At 69.3% G+C, this 22,833-nt stretch carries 17 protein-coding genes; 8 read left to right on the forward strand and 9 right to left on the reverse strand.

All coding sequences use genetic code 11. The features are described 5' to 3' along the window. The first annotated feature begins 32 nt into the window (after window positions 1-32). Genes LG391_RS32885 through LG391_RS32895 form a run of 3 tightly spaced genes read left to right on the forward strand, consistent with a single transcriptional unit; the run spans window position 33 to window position 4,864 of the window. A complete protein-coding gene (locus LG391_RS32885; RefSeq protein ID WP_225773096.1) occupies window positions 33-1,979 on the forward strand; it encodes a PrkA family serine protein kinase in 1,947 nt (648 codons plus the stop codon). Window positions 1,980-2,024: 45 nt separating this feature from the next. Continuing rightward, a complete protein-coding gene (locus LG391_RS32890; RefSeq protein WP_225773218.1) occupies window positions 2,025-3,335 on the forward strand; it encodes a YeaH/YhbH family protein in 1,311 nt (436 codons plus the stop codon). Next, window positions 3,332-4,864: a SpoVR family protein gene (locus LG391_RS32895; RefSeq protein ID WP_225773098.1), complete on the forward strand. Its 1,533-nt coding sequence runs from the start codon at window positions 3,332-3,334 to the stop codon at window positions 4,862-4,864. The genes LG391_RS32890 and LG391_RS32895 overlap by 4 nt, the downstream gene beginning before the upstream one ends. Before the next feature lie 72 nt (window positions 4,865-4,936). On the opposite strand, the gene LG391_RS32900 is transcribed toward LG391_RS32895, so the two are convergent. From LG391_RS32900 to LG391_RS32915, 4 genes are read right to left on the reverse strand one after another with little or no spacing between them, the layout of a single operon-like run. Then, complete coding sequence (locus tag LG391_RS32900) at window positions 4,937-7,057, reverse strand: mechanosensitive ion channel family protein (protein WP_225773100.1); 2,121 nt, start codon at window positions 7,055-7,057, stop codon at window positions 4,937-4,939. Between the two features lie 14 nt (window positions 7,058-7,071). Continuing rightward, window positions 7,072-8,268 carry a low temperature requirement protein A gene (locus LG391_RS32905; protein ID WP_225773102.1) on the reverse strand — a complete coding sequence of 399 codons (1,197 nt, stop codon included), beginning with the start codon at window positions 8,266-8,268 and terminating at the stop codon, window positions 7,072-7,074. 34 nt (window positions 8,269-8,302) lie between these two features. Further along, on the reverse strand, window positions 8,303-8,887 hold the full coding sequence (locus LG391_RS32910; RefSeq protein ID WP_225773104.1) for a hypothetical protein: 585 nt from the start codon (window positions 8,885-8,887) through the stop codon (window positions 8,303-8,305). A gap of 10 nt (window positions 8,888-8,897) precedes the next feature. Then, window positions 8,898-9,653 (reverse strand): SDR family oxidoreductase, encoded by a 756-nt coding sequence (locus LG391_RS32915; RefSeq protein ID WP_225773106.1) that lies wholly within the window; start codon window positions 9,651-9,653, stop codon window positions 8,898-8,900. Between the two features lie 160 nt (window positions 9,654-9,813). Between LG391_RS32915 and LG391_RS32920 the strand changes: the two genes are divergently transcribed. Next, window positions 9,814-10,653 (forward strand): helix-turn-helix domain-containing protein, encoded by an 840-nt coding sequence (locus LG391_RS32920; protein ID WP_225773108.1) that lies wholly within the window; start codon window positions 9,814-9,816, stop codon window positions 10,651-10,653. A 9-nt stretch (window positions 10,654-10,662) separates the two neighbouring features. Here the strand turns inward: LG391_RS32920 and LG391_RS32925 are convergent, their stop codons facing one another. From LG391_RS32925 to LG391_RS32935, 3 genes are read right to left on the reverse strand one after another with little or no spacing between them, the layout of a single operon-like run. Then, a complete protein-coding gene (locus LG391_RS32925; protein WP_225773110.1) occupies window positions 10,663-11,253 on the reverse strand; it encodes a DUF4893 domain-containing protein in 591 nt (196 codons plus the stop codon). A gap of 26 nt (window positions 11,254-11,279) precedes the next feature. Then, the gene (locus LG391_RS32930) at window positions 11,280-12,743 is read right to left on the reverse strand and encodes a RimK family protein (RefSeq protein ID WP_225773112.1); all 1,464 of its coding nucleotides are present in this window, start codon (window positions 12,741-12,743) and stop codon (window positions 11,280-11,282) included. Continuing rightward, window positions 12,740-13,876 (reverse strand): GNAT family N-acetyltransferase/peptidase C39 family protein, encoded by a 1,137-nt coding sequence (locus LG391_RS32935; protein ID WP_225773114.1) that lies wholly within the window; start codon window positions 13,874-13,876, stop codon window positions 12,740-12,742. Before LG391_RS32935 ends, LG391_RS32930 begins: the two co-directional genes overlap by 4 nt. 118 nt (window positions 13,877-13,994) lie before the next feature. On the opposite strand from LG391_RS32935, the gene LG391_RS32940 reads away from it, so the two are divergent. The 4 genes from LG391_RS32940 to mdoH all read left to right on the forward strand — a co-directional run bounded on the left by LG391_RS32940 (window position 13,995) and on the right by mdoH (window position 20,140). Continuing rightward, window positions 13,995-15,653 carry a sulfatase-like hydrolase/transferase gene (locus LG391_RS32940; RefSeq protein WP_225773116.1) on the forward strand — a complete coding sequence of 553 codons (1,659 nt, stop codon included), beginning with the start codon at window positions 13,995-13,997 and terminating at the stop codon, window positions 15,651-15,653. 341 nt (window positions 15,654-15,994) lie between these two features. After that, window positions 15,995-17,527, forward strand: a complete 1,533-nt coding sequence (locus LG391_RS32945; RefSeq protein ID WP_225773118.1) for a glucan biosynthesis protein — start codon at window positions 15,995-15,997, stop codon at window positions 17,525-17,527. A 20-nt stretch (window positions 17,528-17,547) separates the two neighbouring features. Beyond that, complete coding sequence (locus LG391_RS32950; protein ID WP_225773120.1) at window positions 17,548-18,036, forward strand: hypothetical protein; 489 nt, start codon at window positions 17,548-17,550, stop codon at window positions 18,034-18,036. A gap of 22 nt (window positions 18,037-18,058) precedes the next feature. Further along, a complete protein-coding gene (mdoH, locus tag LG391_RS32955) occupies window positions 18,059-20,140 on the forward strand; it encodes a glucans biosynthesis glucosyltransferase MdoH (RefSeq protein ID WP_225773122.1) in 2,082 nt (693 codons plus the stop codon). Between the two features lie 98 nt (window positions 20,141-20,238). Here the strand turns inward: mdoH and LG391_RS32960 are convergent, their stop codons facing one another. After that, on the reverse strand, window positions 20,239-22,140 hold the full coding sequence (locus tag LG391_RS32960; protein WP_225773124.1) for a DUF2264 domain-containing protein: 1,902 nt from the start codon (window positions 22,138-22,140) through the stop codon (window positions 20,239-20,241). Further along, window positions 22,137-22,778 carry a ThuA domain-containing protein gene (locus tag LG391_RS32965; RefSeq protein WP_225773126.1) on the reverse strand — a complete coding sequence of 214 codons (642 nt, stop codon included), beginning with the start codon at window positions 22,776-22,778 and terminating at the stop codon, window positions 22,137-22,139. The genes LG391_RS32960 and LG391_RS32965 overlap by 4 nt, the downstream gene beginning before the upstream one ends. Window positions 22,779-22,833: the final 55 nt, after the last annotated feature.

Genomic DNA, 22,833 nt, shown 5'->3' on the forward strand with positions numbered 1-22,833 from the left:
AGTCTCGATCCTCCAACCTTTGGCGGGTGGCAATGGCACCGACCGACGATCTCTTCACCAGCTATGCGAAGTCGTACGAGGCCCGCCGCGCGGCGGAGATGTCCCTCGAAGAATTCCTGAAGGGATGTCGCAGCGACCCGATGATGTATGCGAGCGCGCCGGAACGGCTGCTCGCCGCCATCGGCCAGCCGGAGATCGTGGACACGGCCCGCGACGCCAGGCTGGGGCGGATCTTCATGAACCGGACCATCCGGGTCTATCCGGCCTTCTCCGAGTTCTACGGCATGGAGGAGACGATCGAGCGGATCGTCAGCTTCCTGCTGCACGCGGCCCAGGGGCTGGAGGAGCGCAAGCAGATCCTCTACCTGCTCGGCCCGGTCGGCGGCGGCAAGTCCTCCCTGGCCGAACGGCTGAAGGCGCTGATGGAGGTGCACCCGATCTACGCGCTGAAAGCCGGGGACGAGATCAGCCCGATCTTCGAGAGCCCGCTCGGCCTGTTCAACCCGGACACGATGGGCGCCGAGTTGGAGGACCGCTACGGCATCCCGCGCCGGCGCCTGACCGGGCTGGTCAGCCCCTGGTGCCTGAAGCGGCTGGACGAGTTCGGCGGCGACATCTCGCGCTTCAAGGTGGTGCGGCTGCAGCCGTCGCGACTGCGCCAGATCGGCATCGCCAAGACGGAGCCGGGCGACGAGAACAACCAGGACATCTCCTCGCTGGTCGGCAAGGTCGACATCCGCAGCCTGGAGACGCTGCCGCAGCACGACCCGGACGCCTACAGCTATTCCGGCGGCCTGAACCGCGCCAATCAGGGCCTGCTCGAATTCGTCGAGATGTTCAAGGCGCCGATCAAGATGCTGCACCCGTTGCTGACGGCGACGCAGGAGGGCAACTATGTCGGCACCGAGAACATCGGCGCCCTGCCCTTCACCGGCATCATCATGGCGCATTCCAACGAGGCCGAGTGGCAGGGCTTCAAGAACAACAAGAACAACGAAGCCTTCATCGACCGGATCTACGTGATCAAGGTGCCCTACTGCCTGCGGGTGACCGAGGAGCAGAAGATCTACGACAAGCTGATCCGCGGTTCGAAGCTGGCTGACGCCCCCTGCGCCCCGGGCACGCTGGAGATGCTGGCGCGCTTCTCGGTCCTGTCCCGCCTGCACGAGCACGAGAACTCCAACCTCTACTCCAAGATGCGGGTCTATGACGGCGAGAGCCTGCGCGAGGTCGATCCCCGCGCCCGCAGCCTGCAGGAGTACAAGGACGCCGCCGGGGTCGACGAGGGCATGGACGGGGTCTCGACCCGCTTCGCCTTCAAGGCGTTGGCCGCGACCTACAACCACGACACCAACGAGGTCGCCGCCGACCCGGTACACCTGATGTATGTGGTCGAACAGATGGTGCGGCGCGAGCAGCTGCCGGCCGAGACCGAGAAGCGCTACCTGGAGTTCCTGAAGGCCGAGCTGGCGCCGCGCTACGCCGAGTTCATCGGGCACGAGATCCAGAAGGCCTATCTGGAATCGTACCACGACTACGGCCAGAACCTGTTCGACCGCTATGTCGACTACGCCGACGCCTGGATCGAGGACCAGGACTTCAAGGACCCCGACACCGGCCAACTGCTGAACCGCGACCTGCTGAACCAGGAGCTGACCAAGATCGAGAAGCCGGCCGGGATCGCCAACCCGAAGGACTTCCGGAACGAGGTGGTCAAGTTCGCCCTGCGCTCCCGCGCCGGGAACGAGGGCCGCAACCCGAGCTGGACCAGCTACGAGAAGATCCGCGACGTGATCGAGCGGCGGATGTTCAGCCAGGTCGAGGAGCTGCTGCCGGTGATCAGCTTCGGCTCGAAGAAGGACGGCGACACCGAGAAGAAACACGAGGAGTTCGTCTCGCGCATGGTCGCCCGCGGCTACACCGAGCGGCAGGTCCGGCGCCTGGTCGAATGGTACATGCGGGTGAAGCAGGCAGGCTGAGAGAGCTTCTTCAGGACGGAGGTCGGAAACGACGCAACGATGTCCATGCATATCATCGACCGGCGGCTCAATCCGGGTGGCAAGAGCCTCGTCAACCGCCAGCGCTTCCTGCGCCGGGCCAAGGCCCTGGTGCAGCGGGCGGTCCGGGACAGTTCGCGCGAGCGCAGCATCAAGGATCTGGAGCAGGGCGGCGAGGTCGCGATCCCGGTCACCGGCGTGAACGAGCCGCGGCTGCACCGCTCCTCCTCCGGCGGCGTTCGCGACCATGTGCTGCCGGGTAACAAGGAGTTCGTCGAGGGCGACACCATCCAGCGGCCGAAGCGCGGCGGCGGGGGCGGCGGCACCGAGGGCGCGCCCGACGGCGACGGCCAGGACGAGTTCCGCTTCGTGCTGTCGCAGGAGGAGTATCTGGAGCTCTTCCTCGACGACCTGGAGCTGCCCGACCTGGCCAAGCGCAAGCTGGTCGCGTCCGAGAGTGTCGGCTGGCGGCGGGCCGGCTTCTCCACCAGCGGCCCGCCGGCCAGCCTGGCGGTGACCCGCACCATGCAGAAGGCGATGTCGCGCCGCATCGCCCTGCGCCGCCCGAAATCCGGCGAGATCAAGGATGTCGAGGCCGAGATCGCGGCGCTGGAGGGCGATGCGGAGGCCGACCAGGACCGGATCGACGAGCTGCAGGAGCGGCTGGACCACCTGCTGCAGCGCACCCGGCGCATCCCCTATATCGACCCGGTCGACCTGCGCTACCGCCGGCTGGAGGCGACGCCGAAGCCGGTGGCCCAGGCGGTGATGTTCTGCCTGATGGACGTCTCCGGCTCGATGACGGAGCACATGAAGGACCTGGCGAAGCGCTTCTTCGCCCTGCTGCACCTGTTCCTCAAGCGCCGCTACAAGCACGTCGAGATCGTGTTCATCCGCCACACCCACCAGGCCGAGGAGGTGGACGAGGAGACGTTCTTCTACTCGACCGAGAGCGGCGGCACGGTGGTCTCCACCGCGCTGGAGATGATGGCCTCGATCGTCGCCCAGCGCTACCGGCCGGAGGACTGGAACATCTACGCCGCCCAGGCCTCGGACGGCGACAACCTGTCGAGCGACAGCGCCAAATCCGCGGCGTTGCTGGGCGACGAGATCCTGCCGCTGTGCCAGTACTTCGCCTATCTCGAGGTCGGCCGCGACGAGGACCCGATGTCCTCGGGCGTGGTGCCGCGCCAGACCGACCTGTGGCAGACCTACGACCGGGTGCGGAAGGCCGACGCGCCCTTTGCCATGCGCAAGGTCTGGCACCGCCGCGACATCTATCCGGTGTTCCGCGAGCTGTTCCAGCGCCGTGACGTGCAGACCGCGGGGGCCGAATGACGGGCGACAAGCTGCTCTATCCAGGCACCGACTGGGATTTCGGCACGATCCAGCGGATCTACGACCGGGTTGAGCAGGTGGCGAAGGGGCTGAAGCTCGACACCTATCCCAACCAGATCGAGGTGATCACGGCCGAGCAGATGCTCGACGCCTATTCCTCGATCGGCATGCCGCTGTTCTACAAGCACTGGTCCTTCGGCAAGCAGTTCGCCCAGAACGAGGTGCTGTACCGCAAGGGGCTGCGCGGCCTGGCTTATGAGCTGGTGATCAATTCCAGCCCCTGCATCAGCTACATCATGGAGGAGAACACGGCGACCCTGCAGACGCTGGTGATCGCCCATGCCGCCTTCGGCCACAACACCTTCTTCAAGACCAACTACCTGTTCAAGCAGTGGACCGACGCCGAGGGCATCCTCGACTATCTGGAATTCGCCAAGGGCTACATCGCGCAATGCGAGGAGCGCTACGGCCAGATGGCGGTCGAGCAGCTGCTGGACGCCGCCCATGCGCTGATGAGCCATGGCGTGCACCGCTATCCGCGGCCGCGCCGGCCCGACCTGAAGACCGAGGAGCGCCGGGCCAAGGAGCGGTTGGAATACCAGGAGCAGGTGTTCAACGACCTGTGGCGCACCCTGCCGAACGCGCCGGCCAAATCCGGCCCGGTGCTGACCGAGGAGCGCCGCCGGGCCCTCTTGGAGCTGCCGCAGGAGAACATCCTCTACTTCCTGGAGAAATCGGCGCCGCGGCTGCAGCCCTGGCAGCGCGAGCTGCTGCGCATCGTCCGGCTGGTGGCGCAGTACTTCTACCCGCAGTCGCAGACCAAGGTGATGAACGAGGGCTGCGCCTGCTGGGTGCACTACAAGATCATGACCCAGTTGCACGAGGAGGGTGCGCTGAACGACGGCGCCTTCCTGGAGTTCCTGCAGTCCCACACCAACGTCGTGTACCAGCCGGAATTCAACGATCCGCACTACAACGGCATAAACCCCTACGCCCTCGGCCTGGGGATGATGCAGGACATCGAGCGGATCGTCGTCGACCCGACCGACGAGGACCGCGAATGGTTCCCGGACATCGCCGGCAAGGGCGATGCCACCGGCGTGCTGCAGGATGTCTGGGCGAACTATCGCGACGAGAGCTTCGTGTCGCAGTTCCTGAGCCCGCGGCTGATCCGGCAGTGGCGGATGTTCCACCTGCTGGACGATTCCGGCCAGCCGGAGCTGCGGGTGGACGCGATCCACGACGAGAACGGCTACCGCCGGATCCGCCGGGCCCTGGCCCGGCACTATGACGTCGCCTGGGTCGATCCGGACATCCAGGTGGTCGACGTCGACCTCGCCGGCGACCGCCGCCTGATCCTGCACCACAGCGTCGTCAACGGCATCCTCTTGGCCGAGAACGACACCAGGCAGGTGCTGCAGCATCTCGCCGACCTGTGGGGCTACGACGTGCTGCTGAAGGAGATCGACCCGGCCAGCAACGCCGTGCTGAAGGAGCATTCCGCCAGCGCCCGGTCGACGTTCTTCTGACTGCAAGGCTTGCCCTGATGCATTGCCTCTCCCGCCGGACGCGGGAGAGGCAACGTAACAAACTTCGGTCCTTCAGCCCGCCTCTCCCGCCGGCTTGGCGCGATCGAGGGCGTGCTGGGCCACGGCTGAGGTCGCAGCCCCGCCGCCCGCCACGGTCACGGTCGGGACGGCGAAGGCGATGCCGTTGGCTTCGAAGGCCTTCTTGATCATCGCCAGGGCGCGGCGCCGGATCACGAACTGCTCGCCCGGCCTGGTCATCATCTTCAGCCGGATCTGGATGGCGTAGTCGCCGAACTGTTCCACACCCTGCATCTTCAGCGTTTCCAGGATGTGCGGCGCGAATTCCGGATCGGCCGCCAGCTCCTTTCCGACCTGCTTGACGATCGGCTTGATCTTGTCGAGATCGGTGTCGTAGGTGACCGAGACCGTCATCTTGTCGATCACCCAGTCGCGCGAATAGTTGGTGATCTTGTCCAGCGAGCCGAACGGGATGGTGTGCAGCGCGCCGCGGTGGTGGCGCAGCTTGAGCGAGCGCAGCGAGAACCCCTCCACCGTGCCGCGGATGCTGCCGCTCTCGATGTACTCGCCGATGCGGAAGGCGTCGTCGAACAGGAAGAACATGCCGGAGATGACGTCCTTCACCAGGGTCTGGGCGCCGAAGCCGACGGCCAGGCCGACCACCCCGGCGCCGGCGATCAGCGGCCCGATCTCCACCCCCAACGCCGCCAACGCGATCAGCCCCGCCATCACCGCCAGCACCACGAACAGCACGTTCTTCAGGATCGGCAGCAGGGTGCGCAGCCGGGCGCGGCGCCGGGCCTCGTCGCCAGCGCCGAGCCCGGCCGTGTTCGCGGCCGCGATGCGCTGGTCCAGCCAGGCGCGCAGCAGGTGCCAGGCGAAATCCGCCACCAGGAACACGATCGCGGCGTTGATGGCGCCGCGCAGCAGCCGCGTCGCCAGCGTGTCGCGCGAGGTCAGGGCGCCGAGGTCGAGCCCGAGCACGCCGGCGATGGCCAGCGCGCCGCCGATCCCCAGCAGCGCGCGCAGGCCGCGCTCCAGCGACACCGCCAGCACCGACGGCACCTCCTCCGCCGCGGCCGCGCCCGGCGGGCGCAGCACATGCTTGACCGCGAGATGGGTGCCGCGGATGGCGATCGGCAGCAGCAGCAGGATGATGCCGACATAGAAGGGCGCGGTCGTGCCGGTGAACAGCGCCAGCCAGATCCCGACGATGTAGAGGGTCAGGAGCCAGGTGCCGATCCGGTGGTCATGGCCGATCCGGTCGCGCCCGTCGAAGGTCGGGGCGCGCCACAGCGCGGCCAGGGTCAGGCCCAGCAGCACCACGCCGCAGGCCAGGCCGACCAGGTACCAGGACTCCAGCCGCAGCCCCAGCGTCGCCAGCATGCCGAGCGTGAACTGCACGAAGAAGAACCAGCCGACCAGGATGGCGGACCAGACGAACCAGTAATGCGCGGTCGGCGTCGCCATCGGCACCAGCCGGAACTTCTCCGCCCCCGGCGCCAGGATGATGCGGCCCAGCACCAGCGTCACCCGCACGATCAGCACCAGCAGCAGGTAGGACAGCACGATCTCCTGCAGCAGCAGCGGCCAGTCGAACAGCAGGAAGGCGCCGATGCTGCCGAGGGCGAAGACGAGGATCAGGCCGAGGCCGTAGACCGAGCGCAGCCACACCGCCTGCAGCCGGCCGTGCAGGGTGTCGAGCTGGGTCCCGATCAGCCGCTGCCGGAAGCCGGTGGACAGCCGCCAATACAGCTGCTCGGCGCCGAAGCCGAGGCCGATGAACACGGCCAGGGACACGACCGTCCAGGCCAGCCCTCGCTCCATCAGCTGCCCCGTCAGGGTCCGCCAGGCGGCGGCGAGCTCCGCCGGCAGGGCCGGGGCGGCGGCGATCAGCGACCGCAGGAAGCCGCGCGTCGCCTCGATGCCGCCGGCCATGCTCTGCTGCATTCCCGCCGCCATGGCCGGGGCGGCCGGCGGCCCGGTGTCCGCCGGGGCCGCGGCGGGGGCCGCGACCTGGGCCTGCAGCCAGCCGCGGACTTCGGGGTCCTGCAGCAGCTCGGCCAGGCTGCGCAGCTTCTCCGGGCTCGGCGGGGCCGCCGCCTGCTGGGCCAGGGCAGGGCCGGACGCGCCCAGCCCGAGCAGGAGGACGAACAGGACCAGAAGGCGATGCATGGCGGGACGGTTCCTCAGCCGATCTCGGGCGATGATAGGGCCCGCGCGTGGCGAAGCGACAGCCGTTCCCAAACCGCGACGACGACCAGCACCACCGCCACGGCGGCGGCCAGCAGCAGCGGCGACAGCGCGGCGACCGCCGCGATCAGCAAGGCCAGGAGGACGAGGCCGACCAGATGCGACAGCGGGATGCGGCCGGCGGTGGTCCATTTGAACAGCGCGTTGCCGAGCAAGTACAGCGCCGGCCCGCCCAGCAGGGCGATCGCGGTCTTGCCGTCGACATGGCCCTCGGGATGGGCCAGCACCAGCTCGTCCGCCACCGCGCCGACGATGATGCCGGCGACGATCAGCAGGTGGATATAGGTGTAGGCGATGCGCGCCAGCCGCCCGGGATCGTCGGCATGGGCGATGCGGCGGCTGCCGCGCTCGGCGCCGATATCGAAATAGCTCCACCACATCGCCACGCTGCCGATGAAGGAAACGGCGAAGGCGGCGATGGTGGCGGCATCCGGCGCCAGATCGGCGAAGGTGGCGCCGGTGACCAGGATGGATTCACCCAGCGCGATGATCACGAACAGGCCGCAGCGCTCGGCCAGATGGCCGCCTTCGACGTCCCAGTCGGCGGTGGTCGAGCGCCCCAGGCCGGGGGTCCAGAAGCCGAGCGAAGGCGAGACATATTCGATCGCCAGCGCCACGACCCAGAGCGCCAGCCGCGCCTCCGCCTCGGCGAAGGCCCCGGCGATCCAGAACACGGCGGAGAGCACGAGCCAGGCGGTGATGCGCAGGAAGTTGCGATAGTTGCCGGGGCTGTGCCCGCGCAGCGCCGCCGCGGTGAACAGGCTGCGCCCGACCTGCATGAAGACATAGGCGCCGGCGAAGCCCAGCCCCTTTTCGGCGAAGGCCTCCGGCAGCGAGGTCGACAGCACCAGCCCGGCCAGCATCAGCACCAGCAGCAGCAGGCGCACCGGCGTGCGGTCGGGGTCGAGCCAGTTGGTGACCCAGGAGGTGTAGATCCACACCCACCATACGGCTAGGAACAGCAGCGCCGTGTGTACCGCGCCGAGCGCGGTGAGGTCGTGCAGCAGCCCGTGCGACAGCTGGGTGATCGCGAAGACGAAGACCAGGTCGAAGAACAGCTCGACGAAGGTGACCTTGCCGTGCTCATGCGCCTTGCGCGGGCGGAGCAGGCCGCGGGCCGCCTGGGTGGTCATGTGCGGAATCCCACGAATCCGATGGTTCGCAATCCTATGCCGGGCCCTGCATCCGCGCGAGATGCCGCGCCGCGGCGGCCTCCAGCACCGGGCTCAGCGCCTCGGCCAGCGCCTCCAGCTTGGCGATATCCTCCGCGCCGAAGCCGCCGCAGCGGTCGGTGACGGCGACGAGTGACGCCATCCGCCCGTCGGCGAAGGGCATCGGCAGGGCCAGGTAGTCGGTGGCGCCCTGCGCCGCCAGGCGGTGCAACAGCGGATGGGCCGTCGCCGGCACGGCCGGCTCCAGCCGCAGGCGGAACGCCGTGCCCGTACGGTCGATATGCTCCAGCGGGCTGCCGATATAGGCGGGCAGCCGCTGCAGCCCCGCCCGGGCGACCCGGTCGCGGTCCAGCGGCTGCCCGCGCGTCCAGACTGCGGCCCAGCCGGCGAGGCGCGGCCCGTCGGCCCGCAGCGACAGGCGCAGCCGCACCAGCGGCGCGCCGGCCGCGACCAGCCGCAGCGCCAGCCCCCGGGTCAGCTCGTTCGGGTCGGCCAGGAATCGGCCCTCGCGGAACAGCCAGAGCAGGACGGGCGCCAGCGCCCAGCCGCCGCCGGCATCCGCGAGGGCCTCGGCGCCCATCTCCCGTCCGCTAGCGGGTGGTGTAGCCGCCATTGGCGAACAGGGTCTGGCCGGTGATCCAGCCGCCCTCGGTCGCCAGGAAGCGGACGATCGGCACGATCTCCTCGATCCTGGTCAGGCCGCCCAGGGCCGAGGCCGCGGTGTGGTAGGCGACCGAATCCGGCGTCTCGGCCGGGTAGAAGAACGGCGTGTCCATCGGCCCGGGCCCGATGTTGTTGACCGAGATGCCGCGGGGCCCGAACTCCTTGGCCGCCGCGCGGGTGAAATGCTCGACCGGCGCCTTGGCCCCGGCATAGGTCGAGTAGAGCCCGGTGAAGGCGGCCAGCAGCGAGGTGACGATGGTGATGATCCGGCCGCCATCCTCCAGCGTCTTGCCGGCCTCGCGGATGAAGAAATAGGCGGCCTTGGAGTTGACCGCGAACATCTCGTCGTACTCCGCCTCGGTGGTCTCGACGAAGGGCTTCTTCAGCACCTTGCCGGCGGTGTTGACGGCGATGTCGACCCGGCCGAAGCGCGACTTCGCCTCGGCGAACAGGCGCTCGACCTCGGCCACCCGGGTCAGGTCGCCCTGCAGGGCGAAGGCGTCACTGCCCGCCGCCTTGACCGCGGCGACGGTCTCCTCGGCCGCGGCCTTCGTGGCGTTGCTGTTGAAGTTGATGGCGATGCGGGCACCGGCCGAGGCCAGGTCGCGGCTGATCAGGCCGCCGAGATTCTTGGCGCCGCCGCCGATGACGACGACCTTGTCCTTGAGAGGCTGGTTGGGCATGGCATGCTCCTGCGATCCAGGCCGGCATTCCGCCCGCTGCCCGAAGGATCCTGCCGATGTCGTCTCCCGCGCGCTTCCACAATGCCCGCGGGGATTACGAATTCTCCGGCGGGATCTAGAATGAATAAAATTCTATCTTTCTAACCGGCAGGCTGGTGAGATGGCGGAGATGACCGAGATCCAGGGGCGCTGGGGCGCGGTCGAGCTGGCGGTCACGCGCGAGGACATCCGCGCGGCGGCGAGCTGGCGGATGCGCGAGGCACGGCACGCCGTGATCGTCCATCTCGGCGGCCCGATGCGGCAGCTGGAGACCGAGCTGGACGGGGTCGCCGCCCGGCCGGGCCCGCCCGCCGCCGGCGACATCTGGGTGGTGCCGGCCGGCCGCAGCTATGCCAGCCAGGCCCGCGGCGGCACCATCCGCTATGGCGTGCTGTATCTCGACCCGGAGTCGCTGTCCGCCCTGCCCGGATCGGACGGTCGGATCGCGCCGCGCTTCGCCCATCGCGACGAGTTCCTGTACCGCGCGATCGAGCGGCTGGCCGAGCTGATCGGCCGCGACGACGGTGTGTCGGAGATGCTGGGCGCCAGCCTGGGCCAGGCGCTGTCGCTGCATCTGGTGCAGCGCTACCGGGCCGAGGAGACGGCATCTGGGCCGCGCGGCCCCTTGCTGAGCAAGCCGGCCCGGGAGCGGCTGCAGGAGCATATCCATGCCCGTCTCGGCGAGCGGATCACGCTGGACGACCTGGCGGACATCGCCGGCATGAGCACGCACAACCTGCTGGTCGCCTTCCGGCAGGCCTTCGGCACCACGCCGGCGCAATACGTCATCGCGCAGCGGCTGCGCCGGGTGCGCTGGCTGCTGGCGAACAGCGCCCAGGACATCACCGCGATCGCGCTGGAGACCGGCTTCGCCAGCCACAGCCACCTGACCACCGCCTTCCGGCGCCATGTCGGGCTGACGCCGCGGGACTTCCGCCGGCGCTGGCGCGAGGATGGCTGACCGGAACCCTCAGCGGGCGCGTTCCAACTCCATGATGTCGAACTGGGATTCGAGCCGCGGCGACGGGAGTTCGAGCCGCAGCCTGTCGGGGCCTACCCGGACCAGATAGCCGACCTGGTCGCGCTCCGCGTCGCTGCCATAGGGCTTGGGCTTGCCCTCATAACCGTAGTAGAGCGCGCCGACATAGGTCAGCCGCTCGGCATTGGCATCGTCGTAGAAGGCGCCGGCGGTGCGCTGCGAGCCGGAGACCTTGTCGAGCCGCAGCCCGGCCGCGTCGTCGGTGATCCGGCAGCGGAACCAGTCATAGACCACGAGCGGCAGGTTGCCGCCCAGCTTCGCCACCCGGCAGCGCCAGTCGCCGGCGAGGTCGCTGGCGCCGCGGATCGTCTCCGGCTTGCCGGACAGTATCTGGTCCAGCACGGCCAGCGCCGCCTTGTCGTCGCTCTCGCGGGCGGCGCCGATCGCCTCGCCGCGCACGGAATCGAAGGTTTCGAGCCGCTGCCGGTCGTCGGCCGACAGCTTGTCCGGCAGCGTGCCGTCGGCCAGGGCGGGCGCCGCCGCGGCCAGAACCAGGATCGCCAACGTTGCGCGAAGCACCATTCCCCTCCCCCTGCCGCGCGGCCGGATCAGCCGGCGTCGATGCGATCGATGAACCAGCGGCAGATCCGCCGCCACAGCTCGTCCTTGGCGATCATGTCCTCGCAGCCGTGGTCGAGATTGGGGTTGTCGTTGATCTCGATCACGAACACGCCCTTCTCGGTCTGCTTCAGATCGACGCCGTAGAGCCCGTCGCCGATCAGCTTGGCCGCGCGCACGGCGACGTCCAGCACCTCGGGCGGCACCTCGTCGAGGGCGAAGGTCTTGAAGTTGCCCCATCCGACCTTGCCGTCGGCGGAGTGGCGGACGATCTGCCAGTGCTTCTTCGCCATCATGTACTGGCAGACGAACAGCGGCTCGCCGTCCAGCACGCCGACCCGCCAGTCGTGGTCGGTCGGCATGAACTCCTGCGCCAGGATGACGTCGGAATCGTCCAAGAGCTGCTCGGCCATCTGCTCCAGCTCGCGCCGGTCATTGGCCTTGAACACGCCGCGGCTGAAGGACCCGTCCGGGATCTTCAGCACCATCGGATACGCGAACTCCTCCTCCAGCCGCTCGATGTTCTTCAGGCTGTCGACCACCACGGTCTTCGGCGTCGGGATCTTGTTCGCGGACAAGAGCTCGTAGAGATAGACCTTGTTGGTGCAGCGCAGGATCGAGGTGCTGTCGTCGATCACCGGCATGCCCTCCTGCTCCGCCCGTCGGGCGAAGCGGAAGGTGTGGTTGTCGATCGCCGTGGTCTCGCGGATGAACAGCGCGTCGTATTCGGCCAGGCGCAACAGGTCCTTCTTCTCGATGACCTCGACCTCCATGTCCATGGTCTCGGCCACGCGGGCGAGCTTCAGGATCGAGCGGTGGGTCGAGGGCGCGAACTCCTCCTTCGGGTTGAACAGCACGGCGAGGGTGTATTTCGCCGGCTTGTTCTCCTTCGGGTTCCGCCAGCTCTGGCGGGTGTAGAGGTCGAGCGTCTCGTAGAAGAAGGCCTCGGTGTCACCCTCGATGTCGGCGATCGACAGCTCGCCGATCGAGGCGATGCGGAAGCGGTCGGTGAAGCGGACCTTGACCTCGAGGATCGGCGCCCGGAACCAGTCGAACACCCGGCGGCCGAAATCCTGGAACCGGTCGTCGTCGGCCCGGCCGAAGCAGATGATCAACTTGAACGGGCCGCCCGGCGGCGGGGCCAGCCGCTTGATCCGGCGGTTGAGGTCGTCCTCCAGGTCCGGCAGCGCGATCTTGTAGAGCGTCTTCTGGCCGAGGTCGAGGATGGTCTCGACCATCGGGATGACCCGGTGGGCGCGGGCCTCGGCCAGCAGCGAGACGTAGTAGCCCCGGGTCATGTAGGCGGTGGAACGCGACAGGTTGATGACCTTGGCGTCCCCTCCCTTCAGCATCTGCGGCCGGGCGATGTAGTCCCGGGTGGTGACCAGCTGGCGACCATCCGCGTCGCCCTTGAAGTCGCCGATCCGGTCGACGACGATGATCCAACCGCTCATGAGCCCTTCCTGCTGAGCACGACCGCGGCCCTGAGCTGGGTGCGGCCGTAGCGGGCCATACGTTCGAATTCCTGGCGCGGGATCGGCAGATTCGCCTTGGCCGAGGCGCTCTCCATCTCCGTCACGGCGACCCAGGGGTCGTGCACATAGATGAAACGCTCGTCGAAGCCGTTTGCGACCACCCAGTGTGGATTTTTTTCGCCATAACCCCGGAACATGCTGATCAGGACGATCGGGATCGCGCCTTCGGCAATCAGGGCGCACATTTCGGGCAAACCGAGGGCACGATGCCGGACCTCGATCCGGCGGCGGGCGCAGCGGGTGCGGAAATCCTCCTGCACCACGGTCATCACCGCCTTCTTGTCGGGGCTGCGCACGCCGTCGAGGAACAGGATCGAATCGTCGCTGACGAAGATCCGGGCCCGCAGACCGCGGTCATGCGCCGCCAGCGCCATGCCGTAGGGGTCGCAGCCGCCATGGCCCGAGGTCATGTAGATCGTCGTCGCCTCGCGCCACAGCCGCAGCTCCCGCGCCCGGCTCAACTCCGTCTCCGGGTCCAGCGCCTTCAGCGCCATCAGCAGCGTCGCCGCGCCGCAGGTGAAGTTGGTGGTCTGCGCGTAATAGGGCACGTGCAGATCGATCTGCGGCAGGTCCTCGGTGCCCAGCCGCTTCTCGAAGCGCAGCGCGTCGGCATGGTCCTCGTAGAAGTCGAGATAGCGGCCGAAATGGCGGTAGCCGTGCTGCTCGTAGAGCGCGATCGCCTTGGCGTTGTCCGGCCGCACCTCGAGCCGCAGGAACAGCGCGCCCTCGTCATGCGCCGCCCGCTCCGCCGCCTCCAGGAGCCGGGCGCCGAGACCGCGCCCGCGGGCCTCCGGGTCGACCGCGAGGGAATAGAGCCGGGCCAGCGCCGTGGTCCGGCGCAGCAGCACCAGGGCATAGCCGAGCAACCGGCCGCCCCCCTCCGCCGCGAGGCAGACCGCGTGGCCCCGGGTCAGCAGGTGCAGGAAGCTGCGACGGCTGAGCCGGTCATGGTCGAAGGCGCGGGATTCGATCTCCAGCAGCCGCGGCACGTCATCGGGCGTGGCGCGCCGGATGGTCTCGGCAGTCGGGGCGGCGGATCTGTCGTCGGGCATCGCGCGGTCGATTCTCGATCTGGTTATCGCGCCGATACCGGTCCGGCACCAGGGTGTATTCGGAGATGACCGCGAATTCATCCACCCGCCACCAAAAGCTGTGTCATCGTCCCGCGCCATGACCGCGACGGACGCCACCCTGCCCCGCCCCCGCAACCGACTTGCGCCGCTGTTCGGCGCGCTGCGCCTGGCCGGGGCGCTGCTGTGGCTGGTGCTGCTGCTCGGCGTGCCGTCGGCCCCGGACGGCTGGCAGGTCTACGGCCTGGCCTCGGTGCCGGTCGAGTTGGCGGTGCTGGTCGCCGCCCTGGCGCTGGTGCCGCCGCTGCGGCGGTCGCGCGCCGTCGCCGGCGTGCTCGGCGGCCTCGGTCTGCTGGTCGCGGCGATCAAGCTGGCCGACCTCGTCACCCAGCTCTCCTTCGGCCGGCCCGTCAGCCTCTATGTCGACCGGCTGCTGCTGGTCAACGGCATGCATCTGGCGACCGGGGTGCTCGGCGCCGTCGGCCTGATCGGCATCACCCTCGGGGCCGTCGTCGCCGGCTGGCGCATCTGGCGGGCGACCACCCGGTCGGTGCGGCTGCTGCAGCAGGCCCTCTCCGTTTCCCCCGCCCGGCGCGGCATCGCCGGCAGCCTGGCGACGCTGGCCATCCTGGTCTTCGCCGTCGGCCAGGCCGTGCCGGATGCCTATGGCCCGGCCCGCCCGGTGAACGACACCGCCAGCTTCATGGTCGCCGACCAGGTCCGCCGTCTGATCCCGGCCCTGGCCATGGAAGGCCGATTCCGGGCCGAGGAGGCCGTGGACCCGCTGGTCGGCGGGGTGTCGCGGACGCCGCTGGGCGGGCTGGGCGGCGCCGACGTCACCGTCGTCTTCCTCGAATCCTACGGCCGCAGCGCGCTGGAGGACCCGCGCTTCGACGCCCTGCCCAAGGCCGCGCTGGCCGAGATGGCGCCGAAGCTGGCCGCCGCCGGGGTCTACACCGCCTCCGGCTGGCTGGCGTCGCCGACCCGCGGCGGCCAGTCCTGGCTGGCGCATGCGACGCTGGCCAGCGGCATGCAGATCGACGACCAGCTGCGCTACGACCTGCTGGTCACCGGCAAGCGCATGACCCTGCCCCGCCTGTTCGCCAAGGTCGGCTACCACACCGGGCTGATCGCCCCCGCGATCACCGGCAGCGAGCCCGAGGCGAAACGCTTCTTCGGCTTCGACCAGACGCTGTTCGCCGACGATCTCGGCTATGCCGGCCCGCCCTTCGGCTGGGTGACGATGCCGGACCAGTACACGCTGGCCGTCTATGACCGCTGGCGGCAAAGCCAGCCGAAGCCGTTGTTCAGCGTGGTGGTGCTGGTGTCCAGCCACGCGCCCTGGACCCCGGTGCCGACCCTGGTCGAGGACTGGGGCATGATCGGCGACGGCAGCCTTTACCGCAGCCTGCCGGCGACCGGCGGCACGCCGGAGGAGGTGTGGAGCGACCCGGACCGGATCCGCGAACAGTACGGCCGGTCGATGGCCTATTCGCTGCGCTCGGCGCTGGACTATGCCGCCCGCGTCATGGGCGACCACACGCTGATGATCGTGCTGGGCGACCACCAGCCGGCACCGATCGTGACCGGCCCCGACACCCCGCGCGACGTGCCGGTGCATGTCTTCAGCCGCGACCCGGACCTGGTCGCCCGGTTCCGCGACTGGGGCTTCGTCGACGGGCTGAATCCTCCGGCAACCGGACCGGTGGCGCCGATGTCGACGTTCCGGGATGCGTTCGCCAGATCCTTCTCCCCGTAAAAGCGAGTCAAACACGCGTGTCAATCTGTGAGAATGCAGACCAGCATCTGCCGCCGCGCCTGGGTTCGTCGGCTTTTGCACTGCACACAGAGCGGCTAGGGTAACATCGGAACAAATTCACGAAGGTTGCGTTGATCGGACGGTTGCGGCACGCGGCGCGGGGCGGAGGCGTCGTGGAACCGGGACCGGGCTGTGGGGGTTTGAGCCGTGCGCGGCGCAGCGGCGTTCGCGTGGGGCGGGTCTTGTCCACGAACCGCCACAATCGCGATCGATGGTGCCTGGATGTTGCAGTGCAAAAATCCGGTGGTGGTGACGTGGGGCTGACCAGACGCCAGATCTTGATGGGCACGACCGCGCTGGCGGCGTCGTCACTGTTCGCGCCCGGCCGGCCCGCCGTCGCCGCCCCCAGCCTGGGCGAGACCACGCCGTTCAGCATGACCTGGCTGATCGACCGGGCCAAGACCGTGTCGCAGGCGCCTTTCGTGCCGCCGGACGAGAACCTGCCGGCCGAGATCAAGCAGCTCAGCTACGACCAACTGCGGGCGATCCGCTTCCTGCCCGAGCAGGCGCTGTGGCGGCCGGAGAACCTGCCGTTCCAGATGCACTTCTTCCATCTCGGCGCCTATTACGACAAGCCGGTCCACATCTTCCAGGTCGACGGCTACCAGGCGCGCGAGGTGCTGTACCGCCAGGACCTGTTCGACCTGGGCGGCACCAAGTTCCCGGAGACGCCGCCCGACCATCTCGGCTTCGCCGGCTTCCGGCTGCATTACGCGATCAACCGGCCGGAGTTCCTGGACGAGATCGCGGTGTTCCTGGGCGCCAGCTACTTCCGCTGCCTGGGCCGCAAGAACATCTACGGCCTGTCCGCCCGCGGCCTGGCGATCGATACCGGGTCGACCCGCGGCGAGGAGTTCCCGCTGTTCCGCCAGTTCTGGGTCGAGACGCCGGCCCCGGACGCCAAGCAGATCCGGCTCTACGCCCTGCTCGACAGTCCGGGCGTCAGCGGCGCCTACAGCTTCCTGATCAAGCCGGGCGAGATCACCACGGTCGATGTCGAGGCGACGCTGTATCCGCGCCACGCCATCGAGAAGTTCGGCATCGCGCCCTTGACCAGCATGTTCCTGTTCGGCCCACAGGACCACAGGACCTTCGACGACTTCCGGCCGGAGGTGCATGACAGCGACGGGTTGTCGATGTGGAGCGGGGCCGGCGAATGGATCTGGCGGCCGCTGCGCAACCCGTCGCGCCTCCTGATCAGCTCGTTCATGGACGAGAACCCGCGCGGCTTCGGCCTGATGCAGCGCCAGCGCTCCTATGCCAGCTACCAGGACCTGGAGGCGATGTACGAGCGCCGCCCCAGCCTGTGGGTCGAGCCGCTGAGCGGCTGGGGACCCGGCGTGGTGCAGTTGGTCGAGATCCCGACCGACGCCGAGATCCACGACAACATCGTCGCCTTCTGGGTGCCGAAGCAGCCGGTCGACGCCGGCCAGGAATGGAAGCTATCCTATCGGCTGCACTGGGGCATGAATCCGCCGGTCAGCAGCGACCGCGGGATCGTGGTATCGACCCGCACCGGGGCCGGCGGCGTGTCCGGCGGCGACAACAAGTCCAGCGATACCCGCAAGTTCGTGATCGACTTCCGGGGCGGCGCGCTTGACTCTCTGCCGGAAGACGCGTCATTGGAGGCCGTGGTCACGGCTTCCGCCGGGGAAATCCAGTTCCCCGTCGCACAGCGGAATCCGGAACTCGGCGGCTGGCGGGCCTTCTTCGATCTGAAACCCGCCGGCGACGATCCTGCCGAGCTTCGGTGCTTCTTACGGCAGGGCAGCGATGCCCTGACCGAAACATGGAGTTTCCAATGGACGCCTTGACGACGCATCGGAATCGTCCCATGTCCCAGGTCGGGTCACGCACCCCGGTCAACATCAACATGCCCGACAACGTCATCGCCTTCTTCCAAGGCCTGGGATTCACGGATCCGGCCGCACTGTCCGGCGCGATCGAGACCGCGTTCTGCGACGTCGATCCGTCGACGATGCCGGCCCCCGCCCTGCTGGAGCACGCCCGCCGGCGTACCGCCGACTGGTTCGCCGTGGTGCTGAACCGCAGCGAGCGCGACGACGACGCGGTGCTGACCATCGGCCGCGCCGCCTATCCCCTGACCGCCGCCGCCCGCCGCTGGCCCGAGCACTTCCTGTCCGAGGATCCGCTGCCGCAGGCGATGGAACAGGCGCTGCGCCGGGTGTCGCCGGTGCCGGTACCGCGCTCCAAGCCGACGCCGATGCTGGACCAGCCGCTCGACCCGGTCTGGGCCGGCGAGCCGCTGAAGCGCATCTTCGGCTGGTGGTCGCCCGAGGCTGCCGAACGGCGCCCGGCCTGACGGAAAGGCGATCTCCTAGCCGATGACCGGACTCGAAGCGGCGTCCTACGCCTCCGCGGCTCGCTGGCGCCGCCTCGCCGTCTTCGGCGCGACCGCGCTGTCGACCCTGGCCGCCGCCTTCGCCCTCTACCGGTTCCTGTCGGTCGGCGGCGTCACCGGGCTGGAGCTGGCCCTGGTGGTGATGTTCGCCATCAACTTCTCCTGGATCGCGCTGTCCTTCTGGACCGCCCTGCCCGGCTTCCTGACCCTTCTGCTGCGCTGGGGCCAGCCCGGCCTGGCGTGGCCGCAGGGGGCCGAGGCGGTGGCGCCGCTGAAGAGCCGCACCGCGGTACTGATGCCGGTCTACAACGAGGACACGACCGGCATCTACGCCAACCTCCAGGCGATCCACGACAGCCTGGCGCGGACCGGCCATCTCGACGCCTTCGACATCTTCATCCTGAGCGACACCACCAACCCCGACGTCTGGGTGGCGGAGGAGATCGGCTGGAGCGCGCTGTGCCGCCGCACCGAGGGCAGCGGCCGCATCTTCTACCGCAAGCGCCGGCACAACGTCGCCAAGAAGGCCGGCAACATCGCCGATTTCTGCACCCGCTGGGGCGCCCGCTACGACTTCATGGTGGTGCTGGACGCCGACAGCCTTATGGCTGGCGACACGCTGGTCACCATGGCCCGGCTGATGCAGGCCAATCCGCGCGCCGGCATCATCCAGGCGCCGCCGCTGGTGGTGAACCGCAACACGCTGTGGGCCCGGATGCAGCAGTTCGCCGGGCGGCTCTACGGCCCGATCGTCAGCGCCGGCCTGGCCTTCTGGCAGCTCGGCGACGGCAACTACTGGGGCCACAACGCGATCATCCGCACCCGCGCCTTCATCGAGAGCTGCGGCCTGCCGATCCTGTCCGGGCGGCCGCCCTTCGGCGGCCATATCCTGTCGCACGACTTCGTCGAGGCGGCGCTGATCCGGCGCAACGGCTGGACCGCCTGGCTGGTGCCGGAGCTCGGCGGCAGCTACGAGGAATGCCCGCCGACGATGATCGACCACGCCAAGCGCGACCGGCGCTGGTGCCAGGGCAACATGCAGCATCTGCGCGTCCTGGTGGCGCGCGGCCTGCACCCGCTGTCGCGCCAGCACATGGCGATGGGCGTGATGAGCTACGTCTCCTCGCCGCTGTGGCTGATCTTCATCTGCATCGGCATGCTGACGGCGCTCGAGCACAAGCTGGAGATCCCGGTCTACTTCCCGACGGCCGAGACCCTGTTCCCGGTCTGGCCGGTGCAGGACCAGACGCTGGCGGTGCGCCTGCTGGTGATCTCCTTCGCCATGCTGCTGGCGCCGAAGATCTTCGGCTGGACGCTGCTGCTGTTCGACCGCCGCCTGGCCGCCGGCTATGGCGGCGCCTTCCGGGCGCTGCTGAGCCTGCTGTTCGAGACCTTCTTCTCGATCTTCCAGGCGCCGGTGATGATGCTGTTCCATTCCAGCTTCGTGCTGCAGGCCTTCCTCGGCCGCGATTCCGGCTGGGGCACGCAGTCGCGCGACGACCGCGGCACGACCTGGGCCGACGCGGTGCAGATGCATCGCGGCCACACCATCTTCGGCGCCGTTCTGGGCGTGGTGGCGCTGTGGATCTCGCCCTCGATGCTGGCCTGGCTGTCGCCGCTGGTGATCGGCCTTCTGCTGTCGATCCCGCTGTCGGTGATCACCTCGCGCCACTCCACCGGCGTCTGGGCCCGGAAGCTCGGCCTGCTGGTGACGCCGGAGGAGCGGCAGAAGCCGCAGATCGTGGTCGAGGCCGCGGCGCTGGGCGAGCAGCTTTCCGCCACCACCCGGCCGGTCGAGGACGGGCTGGCGACGGTGATCCGCGACCCGCTGGCCAACGCCATCCACATGACCCTGCTGACCGGGTCGCCCGAGGCCGGGCGCGAGGACGCGAAGGTGGTCGAGGCGGCGCGGCGCAAGCTGACCGCGGGCGGCCCCGGCACGCTGAACACCGGCGCCCTCAGCCGCGACGAGAAGACGGCGCTGCTGTTCGACCCGCGCAGCCTGAGCGAGCTGCACCTGACCGCCCTGGCCGGCGGCCGCCTGCAGGCCGCGCCGAGGGCCTGAGGCACCTTTCCACGCCTCCTCCAAATCCATTTTGCGCTTTGCGTTGCCTCTCCCGCCGGATGTGGGAGAGGCAACAAAAGCCTACGCAGCGAAAACCGTCATGCCCACTCCGCCACCGGCCGGTGGCGCACTTCCAGGCTGCGGGGCACGGTCGCCCAGTCGAGGATGGCGGCGTTCCAGCCGGCGGCCTCGGCGATCGCGCGCAGGTCGTCGGTCGCGGGCAGCGTGGCCGCCAACCCTGTCGGGTCGAGGCCGTGGGTCGGCCGCACCAGCGTGACCAGCAGCGTCTCGCCGGCGCCGATCCGGCCGACCAGGGCCGGCACCGAGGCCTGCGGGAACACCAGATGGGTGTTCGGCGCCACATCCGCCTCGACCGCGCGGCGCAGCCCGCCGAGATCGGCCAGGCTGGAGGCGTGGCCGTCGGCGACGGCCAGGGTCAGGCCCTGCGGCCCCGGCTCCCGGCTGTCGAAGGCCTGCTTCAGCTTGCCCCGGGTGCGGCTGTGCGCCGGCACCGCATGGCCGGTCTCGATCACCGCCAGCGGCGCGTCGGCGGCGACCCGGTGCAGCCGCAGCTCCCAGTCCCCGGCAAAGGCCTGCAGCGTCGTCACCTTGACCCCGGCCATGGGCTGCCAGACGGTCTCGACCCAGCCCTTGCCCACCCGGGAGGCGGCGAGCGCGCCGCGGGACCGGAACTCCTGCCCGTCGCGGCTGACCGCCAGGATGTTGTCGCCGCAGAAGCCGGTATGGAGCCAGCGATCCGCCTCCACCGCCAGGCCGAAGCGCGAGGAATAGGCCAGCTTGCCGTATTTGTCGGTCGAGCCGCGCATCTCGGTGCGCACCGGGCCGGCCGGCAGCGCCACCACGTCGCCGCCGCTGCGCCGCACCACCATCGAGGCGCCGCGCAGCGTGGCGGTGCCGTCCGCCGCGTCGAGCTCCTCCTCCCGCGCCGTCCAGAACGGATGGCCGTCCGGCAAGGCCAGCGGCAGGAAGGCCTTGAATGCCCAGTAGGGCGAGCCGGGGGAGTTGTACTCCTCGCTCATGAAATAGTTCGGCCAGCGATAGCCGACGGGCAGGCGGCCGGCGGCGTCGAGGATCGGCTGCTGCATCCACCAGCGGATCTGCCGGGCCCAGAGGCCGCGGATCTGGCCCCAGGGCAGCGCCTCGACCCCGGCATAGGCCAGGCCCCCCCAGAATCCGGCCATGGCGAAGCGGTAGGTCAGCGACCGGCCGATCACCAGCGCCGCGCCGTCCGCCCCGAACCAGTGGCGAAAGCCCTGGGCGAAGGCGGTGGCGCGATCCCTGTAGGCCTGCGCCCGCACCGGGTCCTGTTCCGCCCGATGGGCGGCGTAGATCAGCCCGTAGAAGTGCAGCGCGAAGCCGTTGTAATGGTCGATCCAGCCGCCCTCGCCGTCGCCATACCAGCCCTCGGCGCCGATGAACTGGTCGATCCGGGCCAGATGCCGGTCGCGCGAGGCGGTGTCGATGCCGACGCCCACCCGCTCCAGCCCCAGCCCGGCCATCACCGGGAAGAAGTGCCAGTTGTTGTCGGCCATCTCGACCGACTGGATGCCGCCCAGCCAGGCCGCCGCGCGCTGCTTCGCCGCCTCCGGCAGCGGCTCCCACAGCTTGTCCGGCGCCAGCGCCAGCGCGAAGCCCAGCGCCGCCATCTCGACCGAGCGCTGGTCGAGATCGGTCACCGCTTCCCAGTATTCCGGGTGGTCCGGATCGGTGCCGCTGGCGAGCCCTTCGCGGAACTTGTCCCAGAACTCGAAACCGCCGCCACCGGCATGCAGCGGCGCCAGGCCCCAGAGCGGCCGGGCATAGCCCTCGAACCACTGCGCCTTGCGGTTGAAATGGGCGGAGTCCAGCCCCAGCCGGATCTGCGCCCGGCCCGGGCTGAACCCGGATTCGAGCGGCGCGGTGAGGTCGCGCAGCAGGCGCTGAGCATCGGCACGGCTGGCCAACGGATTGGCGCGGATGCGATCGGCAGTATCGGTCATCGGGATGCCCAGAGCAGGCCGCGGCGCAGGATCTCGCGCATCTGCGGGTGTTCGAACTCGCGCACCACATGGCCCAGCGCGGTGTAGAACACCCGCCCGGCGCCGTAGCGCTTCTTGTAGACGACCGGCATGGTGACGCCGTCGATCCAGGGGGCGTGCTCGCCCGAGAAGGTGGTGGTGGCCAGCACCTCCACGATCGGGTCGACATGCAGGTAGTACTGCTCCGACCGGTAGTCGAAGTCGCCGATGCCGTCCATGATCGGGTCGTCCGGCCGGGTGATGTTGACCCGGAACGGGATGATGCCGCCGGGATGCGCCACCCACTGGCAACCGGCCATGAAATGGAAGCCCACCGCCTCGCGGAACGACCCGGCCAGGCCGCCGTGATAGCCTGCGATCCCCGTGCCGCCCTGGACCGCGGCCAGCAGGTTGTCCAGCGGCTCCTTGGCGATGGCGGCGCGGGTGATGCACGGCACGATAAGGTCCATCTCGCGCAACGCCGGGTCGGCGAAGGCGTCGATGTCGCCTTCGACCCGGACCTCGAAGCCTTCGTCGCGCAGCATCGCGGCGACAGTGGCGGCGCCCGGCTCGGGCTCGTGCCCCTCCCAGCCGCCCCAGACGATCATGGCGCGTTTCATCGCGATCCTCTCCGCTCCCGGTCGGGCGGCAGGGCCGGGAGACCGGTCATGCCGC

This window comes from Inquilinus sp. Marseille-Q2685, assembly GCF_916619195.1.
In the GTDB taxonomy this organism is placed as follows: Bacteria; Pseudomonadota; Alphaproteobacteria; order DSM-16000; family Inquilinaceae; genus Inquilinus.

What these genes read in the sequence shown, in the direction of transcription:
- LG391_RS32885 (WP_225773096.1), top strand. Translation starts at nt 33, where the DNA reads ATGGCACCGACCGACGATCTCTTCACCAGCTATGCGAAGTCGTACGAG.
- LG391_RS32920 (WP_225773108.1), top strand. Translation starts at nt 9,814, where the DNA reads ATGGCGGAGATGACCGAGATCCAGGGGCGCTGGGGCGCGGTCGAGCTG.
- LG391_RS32915 (WP_225773106.1), bottom strand. Translation starts at nt 9,653, where the DNA reads ATGCCCAACCAGCCTCTCAAGGACAAGGTCGTCGTCATCGGCGGCGGC.
- LG391_RS32925 (WP_225773110.1), bottom strand. Translation starts at nt 11,253, where the DNA reads ATGGTGCTTCGCGCAACGTTGGCGATCCTGGTTCTGGCCGCGGCGGCG.
- LG391_RS32900 (WP_225773100.1), bottom strand. Translation starts at nt 7,057, where the DNA reads ATGCATCGCCTTCTGGTCCTGTTCGTCCTCCTGCTCGGGCTGGGCGCG.
- LG391_RS32905 (WP_225773102.1), bottom strand. Translation starts at nt 8,268, where the DNA reads ATGACCACCCAGGCGGCCCGCGGCCTGCTCCGCCCGCGCAAGGCGCAT.
- LG391_RS32945 (WP_225773118.1), top strand. Translation starts at nt 15,995, where the DNA reads ATGGGCACGACCGCGCTGGCGGCGTCGTCACTGTTCGCGCCCGGCCGG.
- LG391_RS32960 (WP_225773124.1), bottom strand. Translation starts at nt 22,140, where the DNA reads ATGACCGATACTGCCGATCGCATCCGCGCCAATCCGTTGGCCAGCCGT.
- LG391_RS32930 (WP_225773112.1), bottom strand. Translation starts at nt 12,743, where the DNA reads ATGAGCGGTTGGATCATCGTCGTCGACCGGATCGGCGACTTCAAGGGC.
- LG391_RS32950 (WP_225773120.1), top strand. Translation starts at nt 17,548, where the DNA reads ATGTCCCAGGTCGGGTCACGCACCCCGGTCAACATCAACATGCCCGAC.
- mdoH (WP_225773122.1), top strand. Translation starts at nt 18,059, where the DNA reads ATGACCGGACTCGAAGCGGCGTCCTACGCCTCCGCGGCTCGCTGGCGC.
- LG391_RS32890 (WP_225773218.1), top strand. Translation starts at nt 2,025, where the DNA reads ATGCATATCATCGACCGGCGGCTCAATCCGGGTGGCAAGAGCCTCGTC.
- LG391_RS32910 (WP_225773104.1), bottom strand. Translation starts at nt 8,887, where the DNA reads ATGGGCGCCGAGGCCCTCGCGGATGCCGGCGGCGGCTGGGCGCTGGCG.
- LG391_RS32940 (WP_225773116.1), top strand. Translation starts at nt 13,995, where the DNA reads ATGACCGCGACGGACGCCACCCTGCCCCGCCCCCGCAACCGACTTGCG.
- LG391_RS32935 (WP_225773114.1), bottom strand. Translation starts at nt 13,876, where the DNA reads ATGCCCGACGACAGATCCGCCGCCCCGACTGCCGAGACCATCCGGCGC.
- LG391_RS32895 (WP_225773098.1), top strand. Translation starts at nt 3,332, where the DNA reads ATGACGGGCGACAAGCTGCTCTATCCAGGCACCGACTGGGATTTCGGC.
- LG391_RS32965 (WP_225773126.1), bottom strand. Translation starts at nt 22,778, where the DNA reads ATGAAACGCGCCATGATCGTCTGGGGCGGCTGGGAGGGGCACGAGCCC.